Below are 23,318 nucleotides of genomic sequence, written 5' to 3' on the forward strand. Positions count from 1 at the left end.
TTACACGATTCTCCATTTTATCGTAAAGAGATGTTCTGTTGAGGTACGCTGTTCTAGCCTTTTCTCTACTTCTTCAAATAGCCGATCTTTTTGTGCATCAATTTCATCCTGCTGGTCATAGAGATTTCGCCGCATCTCGTTTCGCTTCTTTTCGAGTTCCTTAATTTGCTTGTTCATTTCAAGCTTTTCTGCTAGATTGCGCGTCAGTTTTGCTTCTCTTTTTAAATGTTCAATTTCAACTGTCATCTCATCTATATCTTTTTCGAGCTTATTTTTCAAGTCTTGCGACCATTTTTCCAGCTTTTCTAATTCAGAATCAAGATAAGCAGATGCTCTCTCCATAATTTCATTTAAAATTGCTTCTTGTTGCCCTTCGCTAATCCGGCGAAGCGTATTGTAAATCGACTCGGAAAGCTCAATCTCTTCCCCTTCAACAGCAGGAAGTTCAAACATTTTTTCGCACATTTCTTGATCGAGTTGCTCTCCTTCTAAATCAATCGCTGAAAAAATAAGATGCTGTTCATTTTCCAGCGATTCGACATGAAGCAAGTCTAACGATAGCCATCCTTCTTTTCCGATCAAGCGTTCTAAAATACTCACTTTCCCTTCGTAATCAGAATAACGGAATGTAATTTCTTTTGGTATAAGTTTTCGCTTCTTTGCCTGCTCAATCCATTTTTGTGCAAGCGGATGAGAAAAACGATAGTGATGGACGTTCTCTCTTTCTTGCTTTTTCGCTTGCGAGATCATTTGATATGTTTCATGATCTTTGACAAAACTCAATGTTTCATCATCAAACGTTGCTTCCTTCGCACCTTCGTATTTTGATAAATTCCAAAGGTAGCGTTCCATACGATTGAGATGTAAGCTTGTTTGATGATAATGGTCTCGTAACTTCTCTCTGACCTCATCATCAAAATTTTCCAATAAATGCATACGTGTTTCTTTCATTTTTAATTGAATTTGCTCATCCAGCTCCGCTTGTAATTTTTTAAATGCTTGTTCAATTTCTTCTGCGGTGCGGCAAGTTTGATAGATTTGTTGAATTCGTTTTTCAAAATCGACACCAGATTCTAACGACCCTAGTACCTCATCTGAAGAACCAAACACTCCTTCAAACAAGCGGAATTTTTCTGAGAGAATTTCATACACTTTTTTATCAGCTTCATTTTTATGGTTTAAGAAGTTAATCACAACGACATCATGCTTTTGACCGTAACGGTGACAACGTCCGATCCGCTGTTCAATCCGCTGTGGATTCCAAGGTAAATCATAGTTAACGACTAAACTGCAAAATTGCAGGTTAATCCCTTCTGATGCCGACTCTGTCGCAATCATAATCGATGCTTGTTCTTTGAAATATTCAACAAGGGCTGCACGCATATCGGCTGTTTTTGAGCCGGTAATTTTATCATCGTGTTGATGTTTTTCCAGCCATTGTTCATAAATTTGCTTCGCCTGTTCATCCTGGTTTTCTCCATTAAATAATACAATCTTGCCAGTGTAACCGTTACGCTCGAGAAATTCACGCAAATAAGCTTGCGTTCGCCGTGATTCGGTAAAGATGACCGCCTTTTCGTTTGCACCTAACATTCTTAATTTTTCAAATCCTTTTTCAAGTGCAATTAACAATGCTTCCGCTTTTGAATTTTCTTTAATCGACTTCGCTAGTGAATAATATTCTTCTAATTCTTGTTTTTCTTTTTGGACAAGATGTTTCATTTCAGCTAACGATAATTCACGTATGTATGATGGCTGTTCCTCTTCTCTCCACTCTTCCATTGTATCGTCAAATTCATCAACATCTGCGTAAACGTCCGAATGCTCTGCGGCTATTTCTGTTTTTCCTCGCTCTAGTTCCACTAACAACTGCTCAAGTCGTTTAATTAAAGAAAGCAATGTGTCAGAAATAGCAAAGGAAGAAGATGCCAGCAATTTCCGGACAACTAATGTCATTAATGCCCTTTGGCTTGTTGGTAAAGCAAAGAGTCTGTCTCTCTGTAAGTATGCGGAGACTTTTTCGTACAGTTCCCATTCGGCTTTCGTTGGCATAAACTCCTGAGTAATCGGAATACGCTGTGTATAATTCACATACTCGGTAACTTGCCGTCTTAACGTACGATGGCAAACAGGTTTAATACGTTGTTTTAAATCAATAAAATCTATTTCCGACATTTCTTTCGTACCGCGGGCAAACTGACGTCTAAACGTTGTTTCATCTCCAAAAATATGAGGATCGATAAAACTAATAAGCCCGTACAATTCCATTAAAGAGTTTTGTAATGGTGTTGCCGTCAATAAGATTTTTGGATAGCCAGCTGTTGCTGCTCGTAATGTACGTCCGGTTTTATTTGATTTTTTATACACATTCCGCATACGATGCGCTTCGTCAAAGACAATTAAATCCCAATTTACTTTTTGTAGCATATCCGCTTTATTTCGAGCGTATTGATACGAAGTGATAACAATTTGATCTTGTTGTAAGAAAGGATTCCGATGACCAGAACGTACCATCTCGTTGAAATTTTTACTTTCTAGAATAATCGAGGGGATATAAAATTTTTCCCAAAGCTCTTGATTCCATTGTTTTCTTAGTGGAGGTGGCACGATAATAAGAATATTCCGCTTTCTTTCTGCCCACAATTGACTAATAATAAGTCCCGCTTCAATTGTTTTTCCTAATCCTACTTCATCAGCTAAGATCGCTCCCCTCTCTAATGGAGCACGAAAGGCGAATAAAGCGGCTTCCACCTGATGTGGGTTTAAATCAACCGTCGCATTAATGAGCGATTGACTTAACCGCCCTATCGAATGTGAGGAATTTTGTTTCGTTAATTCATAAGCAAAGTATTTGCTTTGATATGGTGTTGTCACTCATTAGACCTCCCAAATGTAAATCCCACTATTACTTACGCTACCGAACATAGTATATACTTCCATTATACTCGACATCATTTTACAACAACAGACATTCGACAAACTATGGCAATGTTTTTTAGTCTCAAATTCTTCTCGCTATTATTCTCGATTGTTGACAAGAAGAAAGTTACATGTTCGTTTCAATCCATTCCATATTATTTATAATATGGGAGCAATGAGTGATTTTTTCTCGCATCAACAGCTAAGAAAATATTACAATATATTAGGAGACGAAAAACTAATTAACTCTCATTAAAGTTTATGAAAGAAAAGAAAGGATGAAAATAGATGCACACCCCTCTGAACGCTCAAGAAATGCCGCTACATAAAGTATTTAGTGATGATTTTTTATTTACCATTCCTTCTGTTCAAAGACCTTACTCTTGGACTACTGAGCAAGCAGGAGAGTTATTAGATGATTTACTTGAGTTCATTGAACATCACGGAATCACTGAAAAAAATATTGAGCAAATCCCGGAACCTTATTTTCTTGGAAGCATTGTCCTTGTAAAAGGGGAGAAACCAGAGGCAGAAGTATTGGATGGGCAGCAGCGTTTAACGACTTTAACTATCTTATTATCTGCTCTTCGCAGTTATTTACCAGAAGAATATGCGAATGAAATTGACGAACTTATTGTTCAGCGCGGTAGCCGAATTCGTAAAATTGAAGATACATATCGTCTTCGTTTACGTAAGAAAGACAATGACTTTTTTAAAAAATACATTCAAGAGCGCGATGGAATTACAAAACTAACAAAACAAACCCCTGTAAAAACAGACAGTCAAGCATTAATTAGGGATAATGCGCTATTTTATTTAGAGCGTTTTAACGACCTTGATGAATCTACTTTGAAAACGTTACCGAGTGTCATTGCTACGCTATGCTATATGGTTATTGTGTCCACACCGAATTTTGACTCTGCCTTTCGTATCTTTACTGTTTTAAACGACCGTGGACTTGATTTAATGGTTACTGATATTTTAAAAGCTAAAATTATCGGTAAAATTCCTGAAAGCGAGCAAGAAATCTACACAGAAAAATGGGAAGATATTGAAAGTGCGCTTGGTCGTGAACAGTTTAATGAATTATTTTCACATATCCGTATGATTTTACAAAAGCGAAAAGGCGCGGGAAACCTTAAGGATGAATACGATAGTATTTTAGAAAACATGTCTGGAAAAACATCTTTATGACCAAATTCACCATGTACGCTTTCTCCTTCTCCACCGTCAATTGGGTATTTAAGCCCGGTGGAGTACAAAGAGAAACACCTCAAAAAATTGTCTAGTTTAGTGTTGACATACCACTTATTTATGATGAAATGATTATGGGGCCTTTACCCCACTACGTGATTGTAATGAGGGAATACCCCATATAGCCAAGTGATATTGCACTCCAATTTTTCGACTATTAGTACTTTCCTAGAGGATGTCAAGCAAAATTTCATCATCCTAGTCATTAAAATAGAAGAATCAACATGTTGTGCTGAAGTCAGAAAACACTGTCAATGTAAAATGTTTCAATTCCTCATAGTTAAGATAAAAACACGAATGGAACGGTCATGACTGGGTGACCGGTTCGGGTTTCAATTCCTCATAGTTAAGATAAAAACCAACGCCGCACTCATTCGCGTCTTTTTTATCGCCAGTTTCAATTCCTCATAGTTAAGATAAAAACCCCAGAAAATGTTGTTAAATAAGCATTTCGTTTTAAATGGTTGATTGGTTATTTTCATTTTAACGAAGGAGTTATATTTTATCAATCCTTTAATTTGTGCGGGCTCAATGGAGATTTGAAAGAGTCGTCGATCCCCCAGGTTTTTTGCACGATTGGAGGTCGACGACAAATTTCATTATTTTTAAAACATAACGTTTGTCTGCAGATCGACAATTCAAATTTGTTTAAATCCGTGTTTTTTCCAGAATGCTTTTTACTGCTGCTTCTGTATCATAGACAATATTCCACCAGCTTTTTCTCGATCTCTTCTTTCTTTGGAACATTTTGATCTATTGATTTTGTAATATGGTGATTGCCTTTGAATCTCAAATTGATTATACACCAGATGTAAATTTATACAAGAATTGATTGTGAAATCCAAAAATTATATGAACAATATTTCTCAAGCATTTTTGGGTCAACTCGTCCGCTCAGGCGCATACATAGCCGGCAGCGTTAACTTCTTTACGGTTTAAACATAATCTTTTTCACCAAGTTCAGCTTTGCAACGTTTATTATCAACAAAAAAGCGTCTAGATGTTCGACGCTTCCTGCCCAGATTTCGTACTTTTTAACTTCACATTGACAACAAAACCTTTATATTCTTTGGTTGGCATTGTGATGGTGTTGCCCGAAAAACGAACCATCTGGTTGTTACCATTTCCGGCCAAACCGCTTGTTCCTCGAACTGATTCAAGTACGCTTATGCAGCTGTCAAGAAAGGAAACACTTTATACTTTTCCAACCAGCCGCCCCGAATTTATGTCTGCCATTATTTCTCCGTTGTCTTTTCAAGAGCATATTTGATTGCAGCGACGGATCCGATCCCATACAAGGCATATTTTAATCCTTTTACTAAAACCTCAAATGAGAAAGCGCTGGCTTCAAAAATAGAGAAAGCAACGCCAAGTACAACTGCGACAATCGGAATGTAGCGATTCGAAAGATTGGTTGCTTGACGGATTGCGTACAGCAAAACGGCTAATGCCACATATGCAGTGAACTCAATTGATAGAATAACTTCCATTTAAACATCTCTCCTTTCTAATTGTCATTGCTCCAACATTAGTGTATTCAAGACCTAGGGCAAGAGAAACAGCAGAAGCATAGCAATTCAACAAATTAGTTACTTGTCTACCGCACGATTTTTTCCGTCACTAAACACTTACTTCAATGCAGCAAAAATAATAGCTACGACTCCTCCGATCACTTACACAATAATTGCGCTTGTGATCGTTAGCCGTAGCCATTTTGTATCGTCCTTAATAGCTCGAATGTCATTAAATTTTTGTAGTCGCCTTGTGGTCAAGAAGGCAGGAGTTTTACGTCCGGCTTCTTTTCGTCCAATAATGATCGCCAAAACAATTGACATAGAACCGTAATTAAATTACATTCTTATCCTTTGAATTTCAAAATGTCGATATTTAAAACTCAATCGTTTGCTCGATTCTCATTAAAAATTTTCAAAAGAAAAAATGAACTTACTAATAAAACAGGTATTCCTATCAAGATGTATAAAAAATTTTTCGGCATAATCATATCGTATACATACAAAAAAAGAGTTGTCCAAACAAACAGGACTATATATTTTAATATTTTTCAACTCCGCATTCATTTATCCATCGCTGCTTAACATAAAATCTCTATAAAACTGCCATTTACTGCTAATTTACATTGTATTAAAATCGATGGATAAACATGAAAAAGGTCGTGTAGTATGAATGAAAGCATTTTTATTTAGAAATCTCACAACATATTTGTTGGTATCAGTACTGATAACGATCTGTCTAATCCCTAGATTCAGGATGTAAATATTTCCTATATTTTTATCTGCTGCTTCTATGTATCTTTCATTGTTTTGTTATATGGGGTATCCGCATCAATCCTCTCTGAAATTTTAAGTAAAAAAGTATTACGAAAAAAGAAAATCGACTATTAGTCCAAGCAATTGTATACTGTCTTTCTAAATCTATATTTGCATTACAGTCTCCTCCTGAATTACTGATTTATGCAGTTATTCGTGCAGTGTTCTATTATTCTGTGGACGAATTTATTCGAAAAATATAATAGCAATAAACAATAGTCCAAGGATTTTTCTTTTGAACCTAAATAAAAATGCTCTATCAAATACAACTTCTAAATTTTATTTCGTTGGACGAATTTTTAACGAATGTTCCGTTCTTCTAATTTCGCATATTCACCTGCTTTTTACATTTAGATGAACAAAAAACACATAGTTTTGACGGCATCTCCTTTTTTATACGATTCAGCGAGCGATTAGTCTCACGCTTTTAGAAGTCCTTACGCAATTTCCTGCTGGGTTAGTTTGATGATCAAAAAAAATAAATGTGTGATTCTTTAAGGCTTGTAATTCGATTGAAGAATATATTCATTTTTTACCATTACAGTCGTTTCCAAGAAAAAATAACGGCCTTTCCCCGGTTGAGTATCGAGAAAAGGCCGCAGCTTCATATACTCTTTTTTTAATATCTGCTTGACAGAGTTATGTGCAAGTGACTATTACAGCATTGTTATTCGATCTCAGTCGGAAATGCCCACTTGACAGGGTTTTGCGAAAGCGCCTGACATTTTTTATATCTTACACTAATAAATCCAGCAACGCAATCAGCGCAAAAGCGACGACAGAAATAATTGTCTCCATTGCGGTCCATGTCATCAACGTTTCTTTGACGGTCATGCCGAAATACTCTTTGATCATCCAGAAGCCGGAGTCGTTGACGTGCGATAAAATGAGTGATCCCGCTCCTGTCGCTAATACAAGCAATTCAGCGTTCGTGCCAGGAATGCTGGCGGCAATTGGGGCAACAATGCCTGCCGCTGTCATCATCGATACCGTCGCAGAACCTGTCGCAATCCGAATGAGCGCGGCAATTCCCCAACCTAACAGCAGCGGAGACATTTGCGAATGTGTAGCCCAGTCTGCGATTTGGTCGCCAATGCCAGAATCAAGCAACACCTTATTGAACGCCCCGCCAGCTCCGATGACAAGCAAAATATTTGCGACAGGACCAAGGCAGTCATTGGCAAATTTTAATACTTTATCGCGATTGAATCCTCGAGCGTAGCCAAGGCTAAAGAACGAATAAATCGTCGCGATCAAAAGCGCGATGATCGGATCCCCGATAAAGCGCAACACTTTCGATGCTTCCGACGCTTGATCCAGCGTAACATTAGCTATGGAAGCAACCAGCATTAAAATAACCGGAAGCAGAATCGTAAATAACGTGTTGCCAAAGCCAGGGAGGTCTTTCTTTTCTTTATGCTGTACAAGCTGCTCGGCGATTTCACCAGGCACTTGTTTATACATGCGCGACCCGATCCATTTTCCAAACAACGGTCCGGCGATAATGGCTGTCGGCAGCCCGACAATAAGCGAATAAAGAATTGTTGTCCCGACATCGGCTTTAAAAATGCCGACGGCAGCCATCGCAGCCGGATGCGGCGGAACAAGTCCATGCACGACAGATAATCCGGCAACAAGCGGAATACCAATTGTCACAAGCGAAATTCCTGTTTCCATTGCAATGGTAAACACAAGCGGAATTAATAGCACGAATCCTACTTGGAAAAATACTGGGATCCCCACTAAAAATGCGACGACCATCATTGCCCAATGGACGCGTTTTTGGCCAAAACGGTCAATCAATGTTTTCGCAATGCGTTCAGCGCCTCCGGACTCCGCCATCATTTTTCCAAGCATCGTTCCAAGCGCCAATACGATCGCCAAAAAGCCAAGCGTATTGCCAAGACCTGCTTTAATCGAATCAATAATTCCCGGCGTTTCCGGCGACGGTGCGATCAGCGGCATTCCCATTGCCAGCCCTACACCAACGGATGTCAAAATCAAAGCGACAAACGGATGCATTTTCGCAACCGTGATGAGCAGCAATAACACAACAATCGCAGCAATAACAATCGCGATTCCCATTTCCATTCCTCCTCTTTTCTGTTTGATGTGAACTAAACCGATTTAGTAGCTATCCATTTCTACGCTGGAAAGAAGCAATCACATCAAACTCATCCTTTAAGCGATCATATAATCGTGTATATATATCAAATAGTTCGGAATAAATAAGCGTATTTTCTTCATTTGGCACATGGCGTGATAAAATATGAATCCACGTTTTCACCGTATCAAGCGAAGGAATATCGCCAAGCGCATACAATGCCAATGCTGCAGCGCCTAGCGCAGACGCCTCGTGCGTTTCCGGTACTAACAGCTCTTTTCCCATCATATCGGCAAGCATTTGCCGCCAAAACGGAGATTTCGCAAAACCGCCAGATACGCGGATTTCCGACAGCGGCCCTGTGACATCGCGAATCGCCAGAGCGACAGAAAAGACGCTCATACATACCCCTTCCATCACCGCGCGAATAAAATGCTCCCGCTTATGACGGAGGCTGATGCCGAAAAAAGTCCCTCTTGCGTTCGCGTTCCAGTACGGTGCACGTTCGCCAGACAAAAACGGAAGAAACAGCAATCCTTCTGAACCTGCTGGAACTCTTTCAGCGTACTTTGTCAGCAGTTCATATGGATCAATGCCGAGCCTTTTCGCCACTTCGCGCTCTGGGCTGCCAAATTCGTCACGAAGCCAACGCAGCAAAATACCGCCATTGTTCGTCGGCCCGCCAACGACCCAATGATTTGGTGTAAGCGCATAACAAAACGTCCGCCCTTTTTCATCTGTTTTTTGAATTGGGGAAATCGTCCGCACCGCGCCACTTGTTCCAATCGTAACCGCCGCCTCCCCGGGCAAAATCGCTCCGACGCCGACATTAGCGAGCACCCCGTCACTAGCTCCGACAACGACAGGGACGTTCGGATCCAAGCCCATTTGCTCAGCCCATTCTTTCCTCATCCCCCGCAATATGTGCGTCGTTGGCACCAAGCTCGATAACTGCGCTCTTGTCATTCCGAGAAGTTTAAGAACATCCTCATCCCAATCAAGCGTATCTAAGCGGAACAGACCCGTTGCTGAAGCGATCGAATAGTCGACAACATATTGGCCATATAATTGATAAAGCACATATTCTTTCATCGATACAAATTTGTGCGTCTGACGGAATAAATCAGGCTGTTCCTCTTTCAGCCAAAGCAATTTCGGAAGCGGGGACATCGGATGAATCGGGGTTCCAGTCCGTTTGTAAATGCTTATGCCGCTTAATTCATCCAAAAGCCGCTCCGCTTGTTCGACACTGCGGTTATCGGCCCAAATAATGCAGCGGGTAAGCGGGCGTCCTGATACATCAAGCGCCATTAATGAATGCATCGCCGCGCTGAATCCGATCGCCTTCACTTGGCTAGAAGGAATTTTTAACTTAGAAATAACAGCGTTTACAGTTTTCACAACAGCTGCGAAAATCTCCTCCGGATCCTGCTCCGCCCAGCCTGGATGCTGCTGTATTATTGGATAATCAATTGCGTGGGAGGCTAGCGTCCGCCCCTGTTCGCCAAACGCCACCGCTTTTGTGCTCGTCGTTCCGATATCGACACCAATTACAACTGGTTGTTTTGCTTCCATGTCTGCTCCCTCTTTCTATGATGTTTTTTCCTTTACCGATCCTCGTTCGATAAACGTAGGCGAAAAACGAAAAACTTGCGGTTGATGCTCGCTTTTTTTTTCGATTTGCAAAAAAAGCCGTTCTGCCGCTTTTTTCCCCATGGCAAACGTCGGCTGCGAGATCGTCGTCAACGTCGGCGTATAAACATGGGCAAACGGCACATCGTCAATGCTGATGATCGCCAATTCGTCAGGAGTATTAATATGATTTCCTTTAATAAAATACAAAACTTCCATCAATGTTAAATCATTGATCGCAAACAATGCTTCCGGCAAGCGTCCGGATTCATACAACCTTGTCAATTCTTTTTGAATACGCGGGATCTCCGTTGTGATAAAATAATCGTCAACAACTGGAAGTCCCTTTTTTACTAACGCTTGCCGAAATCCTTCAATGCGCTCCATCCTCGGAACGATATGGGAAACAAGCGGCGGAGTGACAATTCCGATGTGTTCGTAACCACGCTCAGCAAAATATTCGACCGCCAATTCAGCAGCCTTTTGATTATCAAGCAGAACTGCGTCCGCTTTGACCTCCGGAACCATCCGATCGACAAACACAAGCGGAAACCGTTCTTCAATTAATTTTTGATATATATCAGCGTTTTTTCCTGTTGGAAAAATAATCAAACCATCGACTTGTTTTGCCCGCAGCATCTCAATATATTTCTTTTCTTTCTCCGGATCATCATCGGAATTAGAGACGATAACATGGAAACCCCGCTCTTGGCACTCTTCCTCAATCGCATGCAGCACTTGCGTCGTAAGCATATGCATAATGTTGAAGACGATCACTCCGATTGTCATCGTTGTTTTCTGTTTTAAGCTGCGGGCGATAAAATTCGGTTGATATCCCAATTCCTTAATCGCCATGGCAATTCGTTTTCTCGTTTCCTCGCTCATATATTCATAGCGTTTATTTAAATATTGCGACACGGTGCTTTTCGAGACATCCGCCAACTTTGCGACGTCAGCCATCGTAACTTTCTTCAAAGGGATCCCTCTTTCATTACTAAATCGATTTAGTATTTATAAGCGTTTTCATAAACCGGTTTAGTACCATCATACAATAATTGAAAGCGTTTTACAATCCCTATTTCACCTTTAGCCAATCAGAGATAAGGAAATTGCCATCCCATACATCGTTAGAAACTGCTTAAATTTTTAGATGAAAAATCAAGGTATTAAACCGGAGTTCACCGACAAAAACGATAAAAAAGAGAGCCGGGTTTGAACTGCACCCCAATTGTTAGACACAACTAACCATTGGAGGTACAGTTTTTATATGACTAAATACAGTTTAGAAACTAAATTAGCTGCAGTTAGGGCTTATCTTGAAGAGGTAGATTCCTTTAAGGTAACCGCACAAAAGTATCATGTAAGTGTATCGATGTTAAAAAAATGGGTGGCTAAGTACAGAGAACATGGATCAGAAGCATTTCAAAAAATGTATACAAATTACTCCATGGAGTTTAAAATGGACGTAATCAACTATATGAACGAAACAGGAGCGTCTATCGAAGAAACCTCTGCCCGATTTAACATCCCTTCCTCGAGCACGGTGTGGAATTGGAGGCATTTATTCGAAACACAAGGGATGGACGCTCTTCAACCAAAGAAAAAGGAGCGTCCATCCATGAAAAAAGAAACAAAGAAATCTCAACGAGTAGAAGGGTCACAAGAAGCATTATTAGCTGAAAATGAGCGTTTACGTATGGAGTATGCTTACTTAAAAAAGTTACTTCAAGAAAAGGAAAAATTACAGAACAAGACAAAGCGCAAATCATCTTTGAATTTAGGCATGAATTTAAAGCCACCGATCTAGTAAAGGTCGCTGGCATTGCGCGCAGTACGTATTATTACTGGGTCAAACAAATGAATCGTCCAGATAAATATAAGGAAATGAAGGAATGGATGAAGGAAATTTTTGAGGAACATCAAGGAAGGTATGGATACCGTCGTATCACATTAGAATTACGTAATCAAGGGTTAAAAATCAATCATAAAACAGTCCGGCGCCTAATGAATGAAATGGGATTAAAATGTCTTGTCCGCATGAAAAAGTATCGCTCCTATCGTGGGCAAGTGGGGAACATTGCGATTAATATTTTAGGGCGTGACTTTCACGCATCGAAACCAAATGAGAAATGGGTGACAGATGTGACAGAATTCCATTTGCATGGGGAGAAGCTATATTTATCCCCAATTCTAGATTTATACAACGGAGAAATTATCGCTTACAACATAGAAAGTCGGCCTGTTTATTCGCTTGTTTCCAAAATGTTGGACAAAGCTTTTGACTGTTTAAAAGAAGGAGACGCCCCCATCCTCCATTCCGATCAAGGTTGACATTATCAAATGAAAAAGTATCAACACACATTAAAAGAACGAGGGATTGCCCAAAGCATGTCGCGTAAAGGAAATTGTTTGGATAATGCGGTCATGGAGAATTTCTTTGGCTTATTAAAGTCTGAATTACTGTACCTTAAGTCCTGCGGTAATATGTCAAGGTGAAAAATCATAGAAATTGGAAATTCCCTTGTCCGATGATCCGAAAAAAGGCAATACTGAAGAAACCCAGTATTGGTACATGTAATAAACTGGGTCTAAAGGTTGATATTGGTATACCAGATCGATCCTCTTATCGATCTTCCCCCTTTCTTGGCGTGTAGATTTGACCGTTGCGTAGCAGCGCATCGATCACACGCACGAGTTTTCTAGCGGTGAGGACGAGGGCTCGTTTATGTTGGTGTTTGGGCACTTCCTCATACTTCTTCCGGTAGTACGCACGAAACGTCGCATCATGCCGTTGCACCGAGTTGGCAGCCTCCACTAGGTAGTAACGGAGATAGCGATTGCCGGAACGAATGAGGGAGGTGTCCTCGGCTTGAAAACGGCCCGATTGGTGCTTGGACCATGTCAAGCCGGCATATTTTGCCAAGGCGGCCTGGTTGTGAAACCGCTCGATTTGCCCGATTTCGGCCAGGATGCCTGCGGTATAAACCGGTCCGATGCCTGGGATGGTTTGCAGTGTGTTCGGAATGCCTTCAAGATGGCGGGTAATGGCTTTATCGAGCTCTTTGAGCTGCGATTGCAGGCTGCGGATTGATTGAATCGACAGCCCTAACAGCAAGTCGATGGAATCCTCGACACACTTGGACAACCGATACGACGAACGGGCCGCCTTTTGAATCGACTTGGCGATGCATTCCGGATCGGCAAAGCGATTGCGCCCTTTTTGGCGCAGGAAGTCGGCCAACTGCTTGACATCCATTTGGCAGATGTCATCGAGGCTCCACGACTCAAGCAGCAGTTCGAGAATGGCATGTCCGAAGATCGAACTGTCCACCTCTTGGGTAAAGGAACTGCATTTGTAAAACAAGTGCTGGAGAAAATACTGTTTCTCACGGGTTAACTGGTGGACGAGATGATATCGCATGCGTGTCAGTCGCTGAAGCGCGAGAAACTGCTCCTTGAGGACAGCCGTCATCTTCAGACGGCCGAAGCGAAGCCGATCCGCAATGATCCAAGCATCGATGTCATCCGTTTTCTCCAAGTCGACATAGGCTTCTTTAAACTTGCGAATGAGCTTTGGATTGATCGTAAACACCTTGACGTTCCAAGCCTGCAAGGCCTCCTGCTGGTGGAAAAACATAGCTGGATGCCAACTGTAGACCGAGGTGGCTTCCATCCCGATCAGAATTTCGGTTGGCTTTCGCTTGTTAGCCCACAGGAGGATTTGATCCCGAAGGAAGGTGGCGCCCAGAAGATGATTATCCACTTTGAAGCGTGCGCACGTATTTCCTTCATGATCCATAATGCAGGTGGCTAAGTCGCGTGAGCTCACGTCGATCCCGACGTAGAGTTTCATGAGATCACCTCCTATTGTTGTAGGATCGAGGGGTAGGACTCTTCGGGATGCCCCCGGATCGCGCCTGTTGACCAGTCACCCTCGCATATGAGAACTCACGTTGGACCATGGGCTGCCCTGGAAGCTGCTCCTTCCAGCATGGGGAAAACCAACGGGAACAGCCTGCGGGTTAGACGTCCAAACAGGGGCCGAGGAGACAGACTTTACAAGTAGTCAAAGCTACAGGAATGAGAAGAGTATCCCCGATGATCCTAAGACCATTATCCAGGAACATTGCGAAAAGTCCAACCCCGGTACGCTCAACCCTTTGTGGGAGGGGCGCGCCCCTCCCACAAAGGCAACCACCCAAGATATGCGATTGTCAAGGAGCGTATCGGACTGGAAATTCGATAAAAAAACTTTCTGAAACTTAGTATACGAGGAATTTGAGAGCATGGAGCATTTTAAACACGAATTAGAGAATTATATTCATTATTACAATCACAAACGAATCAAGGCAAAATTAAAAGGCATGAGTCCGGTTCAATACCGAACTCATACCCAAATCATTGTCTAAATTTCCGTGTCTAACTTTTTGGTTCAGTTCAGTTATAGTTACAGATAGATAGGCTCTCTTTTTCTGATATTCCATTAATTTTCAATAATTTAGGAATGCGACAAACAGACACTTTTAACTTTTAATAAGAACAGTTTTAATTGATGTAAAGAATTCAATGGCAGCTCGTCCTTGTTCTCTTGAGTGTGAACTAGATTGCTTCATTCCTCCAAAAGGAGCCTGTAGCTCTACGCCTGCACTTTCTTCATTAATGCGAACTAATCCCGCTTCAATTTCATTTATGAATGATAGAGCGTTTCCTATATTTTTGGTAAAGATAGAGGCGCTAAGGCCAAATGGAGTATCATTTGCTAAATTTAATGCTTCTTCCAACGTATCCACCTTAATTAAAGCTAATACAGGCCCAAATATTTCTTCTCGAGCAATTGTCATATTAGGAGAGACATTTTCAAAGATAGTTGGTTGCACATAAAATCCATTTTTAAATTCCCCATCTTCTAAACGATTACCACCGTACAGTAAAGTGGCACCTTCCTCGATTCCTTTGCGTATGTAATACAGAACTGTTTCTAACTGTTTTTCGCTAGCACAAGGTCCCATCCATGTATCATTATTTAATCCATTGCCTATTGTTATTTGTTTTACCCTCGATAATAGTTTTTCCTTGAATTCATCATATACATTACTATGAACGAACACTCGGCTTGTTGCTGTACATTTTTGTCCAGTGGAGCGCAGTCCTCCACTAACAGTTGCTTCCACAGCCTGGTCAAGATCAGCATCATCCAATACAATTACAGGGTTTTTGCCACCCATTTCAAGCTGATATTTAGCTCCCCGTGCCACTGCTTTTTGAGCAATTGTTTTTCCAACCTCATTTGAACCAGTAAAGGTAATTGCATTAATATCTGGATGTTCGGCTATAGCATTTCCTACTACCAATCCTCTGCCGGTTACCATATTAACAACACCAGCTGGCAAACCAGCTTGATCTAAACATTCAACAATTTTAGCAGCAGTCACTGCTGTTTCTTGAGCCGGTTTGAATACAACCGTATTTCCATATATAATGGCAGGGGCAATTTTCCAAATAGGAATGGCTACAGGAAAATTCCATGGAGTGATAACTCCTACAACACCAAGTGGTACACGGGTTGTAAACATAAGCGCTTCGCTATCTGAAGAAGGAATAACATCACCAATCTTTCTCATTCCTTCTCCCGCATAGTAACGAAGGATTGCAATTCCTCTCTGTACCTCTCCTTTTGACTCAGGGAATGTCTTGCCCATTTCCCGCGTCATTGTTTCTGCGATTTCATCCATTCTTTTTTCCAGTTCACTAGCAGCCTTATAAAGATATTCCCCTCTTTTAACACTAGATAGTCTTCTCCAATTAACTTGCGCTTTCTTAGCCGCTTCTACGGCTTTATTTACATCTTCTTCATTGGATTGTTGAACATACCCTACTATTTCATTTTTATTGGCTGGGTTGATGCTTTTATCAACTTTTTTTGTGGATGAGTGAACCCATTTGCCATCTATATAATTGAGATATGTTTGTTTTTTAGTTTTAACTTCCGATACCGCCATGTTAATATCCCCCTTGTCACTTGAAAATGCGAATATAGAGCCATGCCTTAATCTCGAAAAATGGCTTGACTCGTTTATTGCAATAAGGAATTTTGTGGAAAATACAACCATTTACAGTAAATAATTTCGAAAAGGGGTTTATTTCCTTTCATATGCTTAAGCATTTTAAAATCAGATTCAAACATTTTAATACGCTCGCCTAAACAATAAAGAGTAATGACTCACATGAAAAGTTCCCCTAATTGAATATTTAATATTACATATATTACTCATTTTCATAATCAGCTAAAATCTTATTGCGCACAAAACTTAAGTGCCTGTACATCTGTTTGAAAGCTTCTACTGGGTCTCTATTTTTAAGCGCTTCGTAAATTGCAAGATGATGTTCGATTGTAATATCTGGCTCTCTATATTTAATCAAACTGTCTGTTTTTTCATGTGTGATGAGTAAGGAAATAATCATTCCTTCAACAATAGGGTTATTAGCACTCAATGCAATGATTCGATGAAATTCTTTATCTAAAAATCCATAGTTACTATCAGCATGTTCTCTGATTTGATCAATGGTATCTTTTAATTTTTTTAACTGCTGATCCGTTATTTTTTCAGCAGCAATCGTCACTAATCCGAGCTCTAATGTCATACGAGCTTCAATGATGGCTGGAACATTATTAATTGACACAGCAAGCATCGCCTTAAAAGGATCACTTCCCACTTTATCGTTAATATATGTTCCTCCACGTGGCTTCCTTGTTATAATGTCTAGTGTCTCAAGGGATCTTAGAGCTTCTCTCAGAACAGGTCTACTTACTTCTAATTGTTCCATTAATTCTATCTCAGATGGTAATTTATCTCCTGGTTTCAACTTACCACTTACTAGAAGCTGTATCAATTGTTCTAAAACTTGTTGCGACAAAGTACTCCTGCGTACCGAACTTACAGCGTATTTTAGTTCACTCATTTAATCTCCCTCCCTCTATAAAAATATCGATTTTCTCTTTTTTTCTTTGAATTTCTTCGATTTTCGCAAGGATGCATCCAGAATGAGCACCAGAAGGCAGGATAGATCTTGAATATATTTAAACTTTTGGATACAACAGCTCTGGAGGAAGATCCCCTACGATCCCATTTCTCGGAAATAGAGATGGGCGTTCCGATGATCGCACCAGTTGGATCTTCACCTTTCTCATGGCGGTGTACCCTCCCATATCTCACGAATTCCTTCGTTCAACCTATCCATGAGATGGAGGTCGGACATACACTTTGTTTAGAAAAACAAAGGCACAGCCATTTGATTAGATACCAAGCATTCTTTATTAAAAAAGTTTCTCCAAGTACAAAGACAATAAAAGTAAATAAGACAGGAAGTATAGAAACAAATCCTGCTTCAAGAATAGTTTCCTAATTAAACCTTTACATCATTTGGATATTTTTCTAATGCTTTTTTGATTATGTGTTCGAGCTCTTCATAATGTTCTTTCTCCACTGGTGTAACCGGCGGTCTTACATTAGTACCTACTGGTAAACCTACTATTTCCATGCCTGCTTTAATAAGTGCTACTGCATATCCTTTTTTCTTTTTTCTAATTCTATGAATAGGAAGAATTACATTTTCGTAGATTTCACGTGCTTCCGCCTTGTTTCCGTTTAACAGCGCATGATAGTATTTGATAGAAATATGCGGAATATAGTTAGAAATAGCAGATGAATAAGACTTAAAGCCAAGATTAAGATAAGCAGCCATTGTTACTTCTGCTAAGGGCATTCCATTAATCCATTCGAGGCGATCGCCTATGGCATGCGTAAGTTCCGCATTCAACTCAATATTACCTATTCCATCTTTGAAACCCACTAGTTGTGGTAATTCGCATAATTTTTGAAGCGTTTCGACTTCTAACAAACAATTGCCTCTGTTATATACGATAGCGTTTAAGTCTGTACTATTAATAATGGTGCTTAAGTAAGCATATAAACCGTCTTGGGAAGGGTCTATGAGATAAGGAGGAAAGATTAAATATCCATCGGCTCCTAACTCTTGCGAAATTCTTGCCTGTTCCAAAGCCTGTTTAATATTTCCTCCAACTCCTGTATAAAGAGGAACTTTTCCCTTCGTTCTCTCTACAGCAACTCTCACAATCTCCTTATATTCATCATTACTAACTGATTGCAGTTCTCCGGCTCCGCAAACAACAAATATTGATGATAGCCCGGATTTAATTAAGAAATCGATATTTGCCCTTAGACCATCAAGATCTATGTTGCCTCTAGAATCCATTGGCGTCACTGGGAATCCCATAATCCCCCTAGGGGATTTTCTTAATTTATCCATAAGTAAGTTCCGCCTTTCTTTAATTATATACTTAAGTCAATAATATTGTAAGACAATTGTATATGTTTTTAATATTTTTTATTTATGTTACTGGAGATGGATTAAATAAAACTAAATCATTATAAATTTTCCATTTATCGGCCCATGCCTTTTTTGTTCCGCTTGCTACTTCTATAATTTCTTTAAAAATCTCCCAACCAACTTCTTCAATTGTTGCTTCTCCAGTAGCGATTTTTCCGGCATCGATATCAATCAGATCAGGCCATTGTTCGCGTAGTTCGCTTCGAGTAGATACTTTGATTACTGGAACCATTGATAATCCATAAGGTGTGCCTCTTCCTGTTGTGAAAACTTGCAAATGTATTCCTGATGCTAATTGAAGAGTTCCGCAAACAAAATCGCTGGCAGGTGTAGCTGCGAAAATAAGTCCTTTTTTTCTTACTCTTTCCCCTGGAGCTAATACATCTACAATCGGTGTGCTTCCGGATTTGATAATGGAACCAAGTGACTTTTCTACAACATTTGTTAATCCACCACGTTTATTTCCTGGAGACGGATTAGCGCTACGATCGGCTTCCCCTCTTCTTAAGTAATTATCATACCATCCCATTTCTCTGATTAGCGCTTTTCCTACTTCTTCATTAATTACACGTGGTGCCAGCAGATGCACCGCATCTCTCACTTCAGTAACTTCCGAAAATAATACAGTTGCTCCTGACTTAATTAAGAGATCAACAGCATAACCTACAGCCGGATTAGCAGTTACCCCGGAAAAGGCATCACTTCCACCACATTGTACGCCTATAACCAATTCTGAAACAGGGATTTTCTCTCTCTTTCTTTCGTTTAGTTTTTTTAACTTTTTTTCGGCCATTTCCATAATGGAATTAATCATATTCATAAATCCATTTTCATTTTGTAAAATGAGGATGTTGTCATTAATGCCATTGTTTAAACGATCGGGAGATAATTTTTCACATCCTAATCCGATAATCATCAGTTCCCCACCGAAATTAGGATGTCTCGCTAAGTTTTGAAGAGTACGAATCGGGATTACTGCATCAGGTGCATTGATTGCCACACCACAACCGTAAGCATGATTTAGGGCAATAACATCATCAACATTAGGGAATAGAGGCAAAAGTTCCTCCTTTATTTTCTTTACAGCAACATTTAAAACACCAGCTACACATTGAACACTTGTAGTAATCCCCAGAATATTTTTGGTGCCTACTGTACCATCTTCGTTGCGAAATCCTAAAAAAGTGAATTCCTCCTCTAACGGAAGAACTTCTTTAACCTTATTAGAAAAGGTTAAAGAAGTTAGTTTTGGAGGAGTCGGCATAAGCACTAATGATTCCTTTACCCAACTCCCTTTTTTTATTGTAGTTTTGGCATAACCGATAACTTCTCCATATCTTACAATTTCTTCACCTTCATAAATGTCGCGGAGGGCAACTTTATGCCCTTGCGGTATTCGCTCGATTAATTTTAAGCCACAAGGAAATTCAGTGCCTTCATCCAATCCGCCACTATTTACAATAATAGCCGTATTGTCATCCGGATGTACCTGTATGTACAATGGTGGGCGATTATTTCTATAAACTTTCAAAATTACTCCCCCTTCAGTATTGATTATTTATATATTGGTCTTCCCTCAAATTCATACATTGCTGCTATTAGGGCCTTTACATATCCTATGGAATAAGCAAATCCTATGCTGGAAGTCTTCCAACCGATATTGGAATACTTCCATCTGTCGTCGTAGTCCGGTTCATCTCCGGTCAGAATTGGAACATGATCGGGATTGATACATCCTTGATAACCAACCTTCCTAAGTTCAAGCAATATTCTGAACATATTTAAATCACCATCATCTAATAATGCTTCTTCAAATGCCCCTTCGGTTGGTAAACTTCCTCTTACATTACGAAGATGAACCAAAAATATTCTTCCTTTTCGTCCAAAGTAGTTGATTTCATCAAGAACTAAAGATGACCCTCCTGCTTCAGCTCTTGTTCCAACACAATAAACAAACCCTACATTTTTATTTGGAAAATCGTCAATAATTCTGTGTAGCCCTAATCCACCAAAAGGTGAATCTGGATGTGGCGTATCCGAAGGATGTATCGCTATTCTGACATTATTTTCTTGAGCTATAGGGACTAGCTCTCTATAAGCGATTTGGAAAGATTTCCACCAGTCTTGAAGTTCTTCAAATGTAGGTTTTTGCCGTTTTTCTGTCATAAGGCCGATACTTTCTCCGCGCGCAATAGCTCCTCCACGTTGAACTGCTTTATATTTTCTAGAAAGACCTTCAAATACATCACCTTCAAAACGTTGCCGTACAAGTGTTATCCCTGCTTCCGCGAAAACTTTAACCGCATTACATGAATTTTCTAGTTCCTTTTCACTTCCAGGACGGTTTTTCATAAAATTCTCTGTAATGTTAGGAAGAGTTACCCGATTAATATCCATTCCCCATGAGCGGATTCTCTTTTTTAGTTTTAACAGCTTATCTAAGTCAGGATATCCTTGTTCTTTAACCCCTTCGAAAGAATTTCCATTACCAAAGTCAATGCAATCTACACCGAGCTGACACAATTGTTTCAAATCGAGATCAGTTAAATTGGTAGTATTGACTGTAACTGAAACTTGAAACATTTTATCACCTCATAAATTGATTTATTATTTATGGAGTTGGATATTAAAAAATAAATCACATATGAATTAAGCTAAATATAGCTATTTTCTATTTTTTGCTCGATTGTAAATAAAAAATCGCAAAGTTAAACCTGATTATCCAATTAGTTTCCTTTATTGTTTATTTGTAAGTTATTTATATTGTAAGACAAAATGAATATTTAGTCAATTTATAAATTTATAAATAATCAATTAAATTTTTTATTTTGCGAGAAAATTAAATATTAAAATCTATCTTTATGAGATAGTAGGAAATCCATGAAATGATTAATAGTAGGTCACTAGTCCCACCTACATAAGCGGCTTCCATTCCTTATTTCAATATGTTCTATAAAGGTCTCCGGCAGCTATAAATAAGATGGAGCATGATGTGGACATCTATGCTCCATTAAGATTTTTATATTTACTTGATAGCATGTGCATTCTAATCATGCTTTTTTTAGTTCCACACGTTTGATTTCACCAACAATAACAAGGTAGCTGAATATAGCTACTAGTGCATTCACTCCTACAAAGATAAGTGCTCCGTTGAAAGATCCAGTTCCTTCAACAATATAACCTATGATAATCGGTGTTGTAATTCCTGAAATATTGCCGAATGTATTGAATAAACCACCACTTAATCCCGCTAACTCCTTCGGCGAGGTATCGGACATTACAGCCCATCCTAATGCGCCAAATCCTTTTCCGAAAAAAGCAAGGGCCATTACAACAATAACAATCCAATTCATATCTACATAGTTAGCAATAATCAAACTCATAGACATAAACATCCCAAGAACGATAGGAACTTTTCTTGCTACTGTCAAAGAATAGCCTTTTCTTAGCAAATAGTCAGAGAAAATACCACCTAAAATTCCCCCTGCAAATCCACAAATTGCCGGAAGAGAGGCAACAAACCCTGCTTTAAGAATAGACATATGGCGTTCCTGAACTAAATATACTGGGAACCAAGTTGAAAAGAAGTAAGTAAGTGTATTAATACAGAATTGAGCTATATAAATCCCAATCATCATACGGTTTTTTAATAGTTGTTTCAGATAAACTAATTTTGGTTTTTCATCACTTTTGTTGCTATTCTTATTTTTGTCCATGTCAATTAGAGCTCCACCTTGCTCGATATATTCTAACTCTGCTTGGTTTACACGGGGATGATCTTTAGGATTGTAAATCACTTTCATCCAAACAAAAGACAAAATAATTCCTAAAACACCCATAAATGCGAAGTTATATGGCCAGCCAAAAGAACTTGTGATCCAACCTAAAATAGGTGCAAAAATAACTGTTGCAAAATACTGAGCGGAGTTAAAGCAAGCGGCAGCTGTTCCACGTTCTTGAGATGGAAACCAAGCCGCTACTATTCGACTGTTCGCAGGGAATGATGGTGCTTCAGATAGTCCCACAAGAAAACGCAAGACAAATAAAAGCACAACAACAGCACCAGCGCTAACAAAACCAACAAACCCTTGAAGCAAAGTGAAAAGTGACCAAAAAAAGATGCTAAAAGCATAGACAATTTTAGAACCATAGCGATCCAAAAACCATCCTCCAGGAATCTGCCCAATAACATAAGCCCAAGCAAAGGCCGAAAAAATATACCCCATTGAGACAGCGCTTAAGCCTAGTTCTTTCTGTATAGCTGGTCCTGCTATAGAAATAGTTGAGCGATCAGCATAGTTGACAGAAGTGACTAAAAACAGCATGGCAACAATGAACCAGCGAACTTGGCTTCTTTTTAATTTTGTCTGTACGATGGCTTCTTTATTTGTGTTTGTTTCTAACATATTTATTCCTCCTTCTTTTTTAACATTAGTATTGTCAGCATCTCACGTCACGATGATTTGAACATTTAATAATTACAACATCTAACATTGAGTCTATATTTTTCATTGCTTCGACTATTTCGATATGTAATAACTACTAACTCTAGATAAGTTCTGTTTATTATTAGGGTCAGTAAATTGCTAATATTTAAACATTTTTTCATACAAAGCATAAGGTAATCGCTTACAAAAATCTTTTTGTTGGTTTATAAACGCTATTTGTTGTAT

General features: G+C 39.5%; 13 protein-coding genes and 2 pseudogenes. 3 read left to right on the forward strand and 12 right to left on the reverse strand.

Features of this window, described 5'->3' with window-relative positions; all coding sequences use genetic code 11:
- Complete coding sequence (locus RI196_RS10030) at nt 1-2,874, reverse strand: SNF2-related protein (protein WP_311066177.1); 2,874 nt, start codon at nt 2,872-2,874, stop codon at nt 1-3.
- 333 nt (nt 2,875-3,207) lie between these two features.
- On the opposite strand from RI196_RS10030, the gene RI196_RS10035 reads away from it, so the two are divergent.
- The gene (locus RI196_RS10035; protein ID WP_311066178.1) at nt 3,208-4,113 is read left to right on the forward strand and encodes a DUF262 domain-containing protein; all 906 of its coding nucleotides are present in this window, start codon (nt 3,208-3,210) and stop codon (nt 4,111-4,113) included.
- 1,295 nt (nt 4,114-5,408) lie between these two features.
- Here RI196_RS10035 and RI196_RS10040 read toward each other — a convergent pair.
- From RI196_RS10040 to RI196_RS10055, 4 genes are all read right to left on the reverse strand, one after another.
- Nucleotides 5,409-5,663 (reverse strand): hypothetical protein, encoded by a 255-nt coding sequence (locus RI196_RS10040; RefSeq protein ID WP_311066179.1) that lies wholly within the window; start codon nt 5,661-5,663, stop codon nt 5,409-5,411.
- A gap of 1,572 nt (nt 5,664-7,235) precedes the next feature.
- Entirely contained in the window at nt 7,236-8,585 is a 1,350-nt protein-coding gene (locus RI196_RS10045; RefSeq protein WP_130157838.1) for a GntP family permease, read from the reverse strand.
- A gap of 49 nt (nt 8,586-8,634) precedes the next feature.
- Nucleotides 8,635-10,179, reverse strand: coding sequence for a gluconokinase (gene gntK, locus RI196_RS10050; RefSeq protein WP_311066180.1), 1,545 nt, complete (start codon nt 10,177-10,179; stop codon nt 8,635-8,637).
- Nucleotides 10,180-10,194: 15 nt separating this feature from the next.
- Nucleotides 10,195-11,211 carry a LacI family DNA-binding transcriptional regulator gene (locus tag RI196_RS10055; protein ID WP_311066181.1) on the reverse strand — a complete coding sequence of 339 codons (1,017 nt, stop codon included), beginning with the start codon at nt 11,209-11,211 and terminating at the stop codon, nt 10,195-10,197.
- Nucleotides 11,212-11,503: 292 nt separating this feature from the next.
- Here RI196_RS10055 and RI196_RS10060 point away from each other — a divergent pair.
- A pseudogene (locus RI196_RS10060) lies at nt 11,504-12,723 on the forward strand (IS3 family transposase); the annotation flags it as partial.
- A gap of 136 nt (nt 12,724-12,859) precedes the next feature.
- Here RI196_RS10060 and RI196_RS10065 read toward each other — a convergent pair.
- The gene (locus RI196_RS10065) at nt 12,860-14,089 is read right to left on the reverse strand and encodes an IS110 family RNA-guided transposase (protein ID WP_027725928.1); all 1,230 of its coding nucleotides are present in this window, start codon (nt 14,087-14,089) and stop codon (nt 12,860-12,862) included.
- Nucleotides 14,090-14,498: 409 nt separating this feature from the next.
- On the opposite strand from RI196_RS10065, the pseudogene RI196_RS10070 reads away from it, so the two are divergent.
- Nucleotides 14,499-14,645 (forward strand): annotated as a pseudogene (locus RI196_RS10070) (IS3 family transposase); the annotation flags it as partial.
- A 114-nt stretch (nt 14,646-14,759) separates the two neighbouring features.
- Here the strand turns inward: RI196_RS10070 and gucD are convergent.
- The 6 genes from gucD to RI196_RS10100 all read right to left on the reverse strand — a co-directional run bounded on the left by gucD (nt 14,760) and on the right by RI196_RS10100 (nt 23,051).
- Nucleotides 14,760-16,235: an alpha-ketoglutaric semialdehyde dehydrogenase GucD gene (gene gucD / locus RI196_RS10075; RefSeq protein WP_311066182.1), complete on the reverse strand. Its 1,476-nt coding sequence runs from the start codon at nt 16,233-16,235 to the stop codon at nt 14,760-14,762.
- Between the two features lie 265 nt (nt 16,236-16,500).
- Nucleotides 16,501-17,196 carry a FadR/GntR family transcriptional regulator gene (locus tag RI196_RS10080; RefSeq protein ID WP_311066183.1) on the reverse strand — a complete coding sequence of 232 codons (696 nt, stop codon included), beginning with the start codon at nt 17,194-17,196 and terminating at the stop codon, nt 16,501-16,503.
- 444 nt (nt 17,197-17,640) lie between these two features.
- Nucleotides 17,641-18,564, reverse strand: a complete 924-nt coding sequence (gene kdgD / locus RI196_RS10085) for a 5-dehydro-4-deoxyglucarate dehydratase (protein WP_311066184.1) — start codon at nt 18,562-18,564, stop codon at nt 17,641-17,643.
- Nucleotides 18,565-18,646: 82 nt separating this feature from the next.
- Nucleotides 18,647-20,176 carry a galactarate dehydratase gene (gene garD / locus RI196_RS10090; RefSeq protein ID WP_311066185.1) on the reverse strand — a complete coding sequence of 510 codons (1,530 nt, stop codon included), beginning with the start codon at nt 20,174-20,176 and terminating at the stop codon, nt 18,647-18,649.
- Between the two features lie 23 nt (nt 20,177-20,199).
- The gene (locus RI196_RS10095) at nt 20,200-21,228 is read right to left on the reverse strand and encodes a mannonate dehydratase (RefSeq protein ID WP_311066186.1); all 1,029 of its coding nucleotides are present in this window, start codon (nt 21,226-21,228) and stop codon (nt 20,200-20,202) included.
- 467 nt (nt 21,229-21,695) lie between these two features.
- Nucleotides 21,696-23,051: an MFS transporter gene (locus tag RI196_RS10100; RefSeq protein WP_311066187.1), complete on the reverse strand. Its 1,356-nt coding sequence runs from the start codon at nt 23,049-23,051 to the stop codon at nt 21,696-21,698.
- Nucleotides 23,052-23,318 lie beyond the last annotated feature (267 nt).

Source organism: Aeribacillus composti (assembly GCF_031760945.1).
GTDB classification, from domain to species: Bacteria; Bacillota; Bacilli; order Bacillales; family Aeribacillaceae; genus Aeribacillus; species Aeribacillus composti.

Excerpts from the sequence above, each read along its gene's own strand:
- RI196_RS10040 (WP_311066179.1), bottom strand. The coding sequence starts at position 5,663 with ATGGAAGTTATTCTATCAATTGAGTTCACTGCATATGTGGCATTAGCC.
- RI196_RS10080 (WP_311066183.1), bottom strand. The coding sequence starts at position 17,196 with ATGAGTGAACTAAAATACGCTGTAAGTTCGGTACGCAGGAGTACTTTG.
- RI196_RS10100 (WP_311066187.1), bottom strand. The coding sequence starts at position 23,051 with ATGTTAGAAACAAACACAAATAAAGAAGCCATCGTACAGACAAAATTA.
- RI196_RS10065 (WP_027725928.1), bottom strand. The coding sequence starts at position 14,089 with ATGAAACTCTACGTCGGGATCGACGTGAGCTCACGCGACTTAGCCACC.
- kdgD (WP_311066184.1), bottom strand. The coding sequence starts at position 18,564 with ATGGATAAATTAAGAAAATCCCCTAGGGGGATTATGGGATTCCCAGTG.
- RI196_RS10045 (WP_130157838.1), bottom strand. The coding sequence starts at position 8,585 with ATGGGAATCGCGATTGTTATTGCTGCGATTGTTGTGTTATTGCTGCTC.
- gucD (WP_311066182.1), bottom strand. The coding sequence starts at position 16,235 with ATGGCGGTATCGGAAGTTAAAACTAAAAAACAAACATATCTCAATTAT.
- RI196_RS10095 (WP_311066186.1), bottom strand. The coding sequence starts at position 21,228 with ATGTTTCAAGTTTCAGTTACAGTCAATACTACCAATTTAACTGATCTC.
- RI196_RS10035 (WP_311066178.1), top strand. The coding sequence starts at position 3,208 with ATGCACACCCCTCTGAACGCTCAAGAAATGCCGCTACATAAAGTATTT.
- gntK (WP_311066180.1), bottom strand. The coding sequence starts at position 10,179 with ATGGAAGCAAAACAACCAGTTGTAATTGGTGTCGATATCGGAACGACG.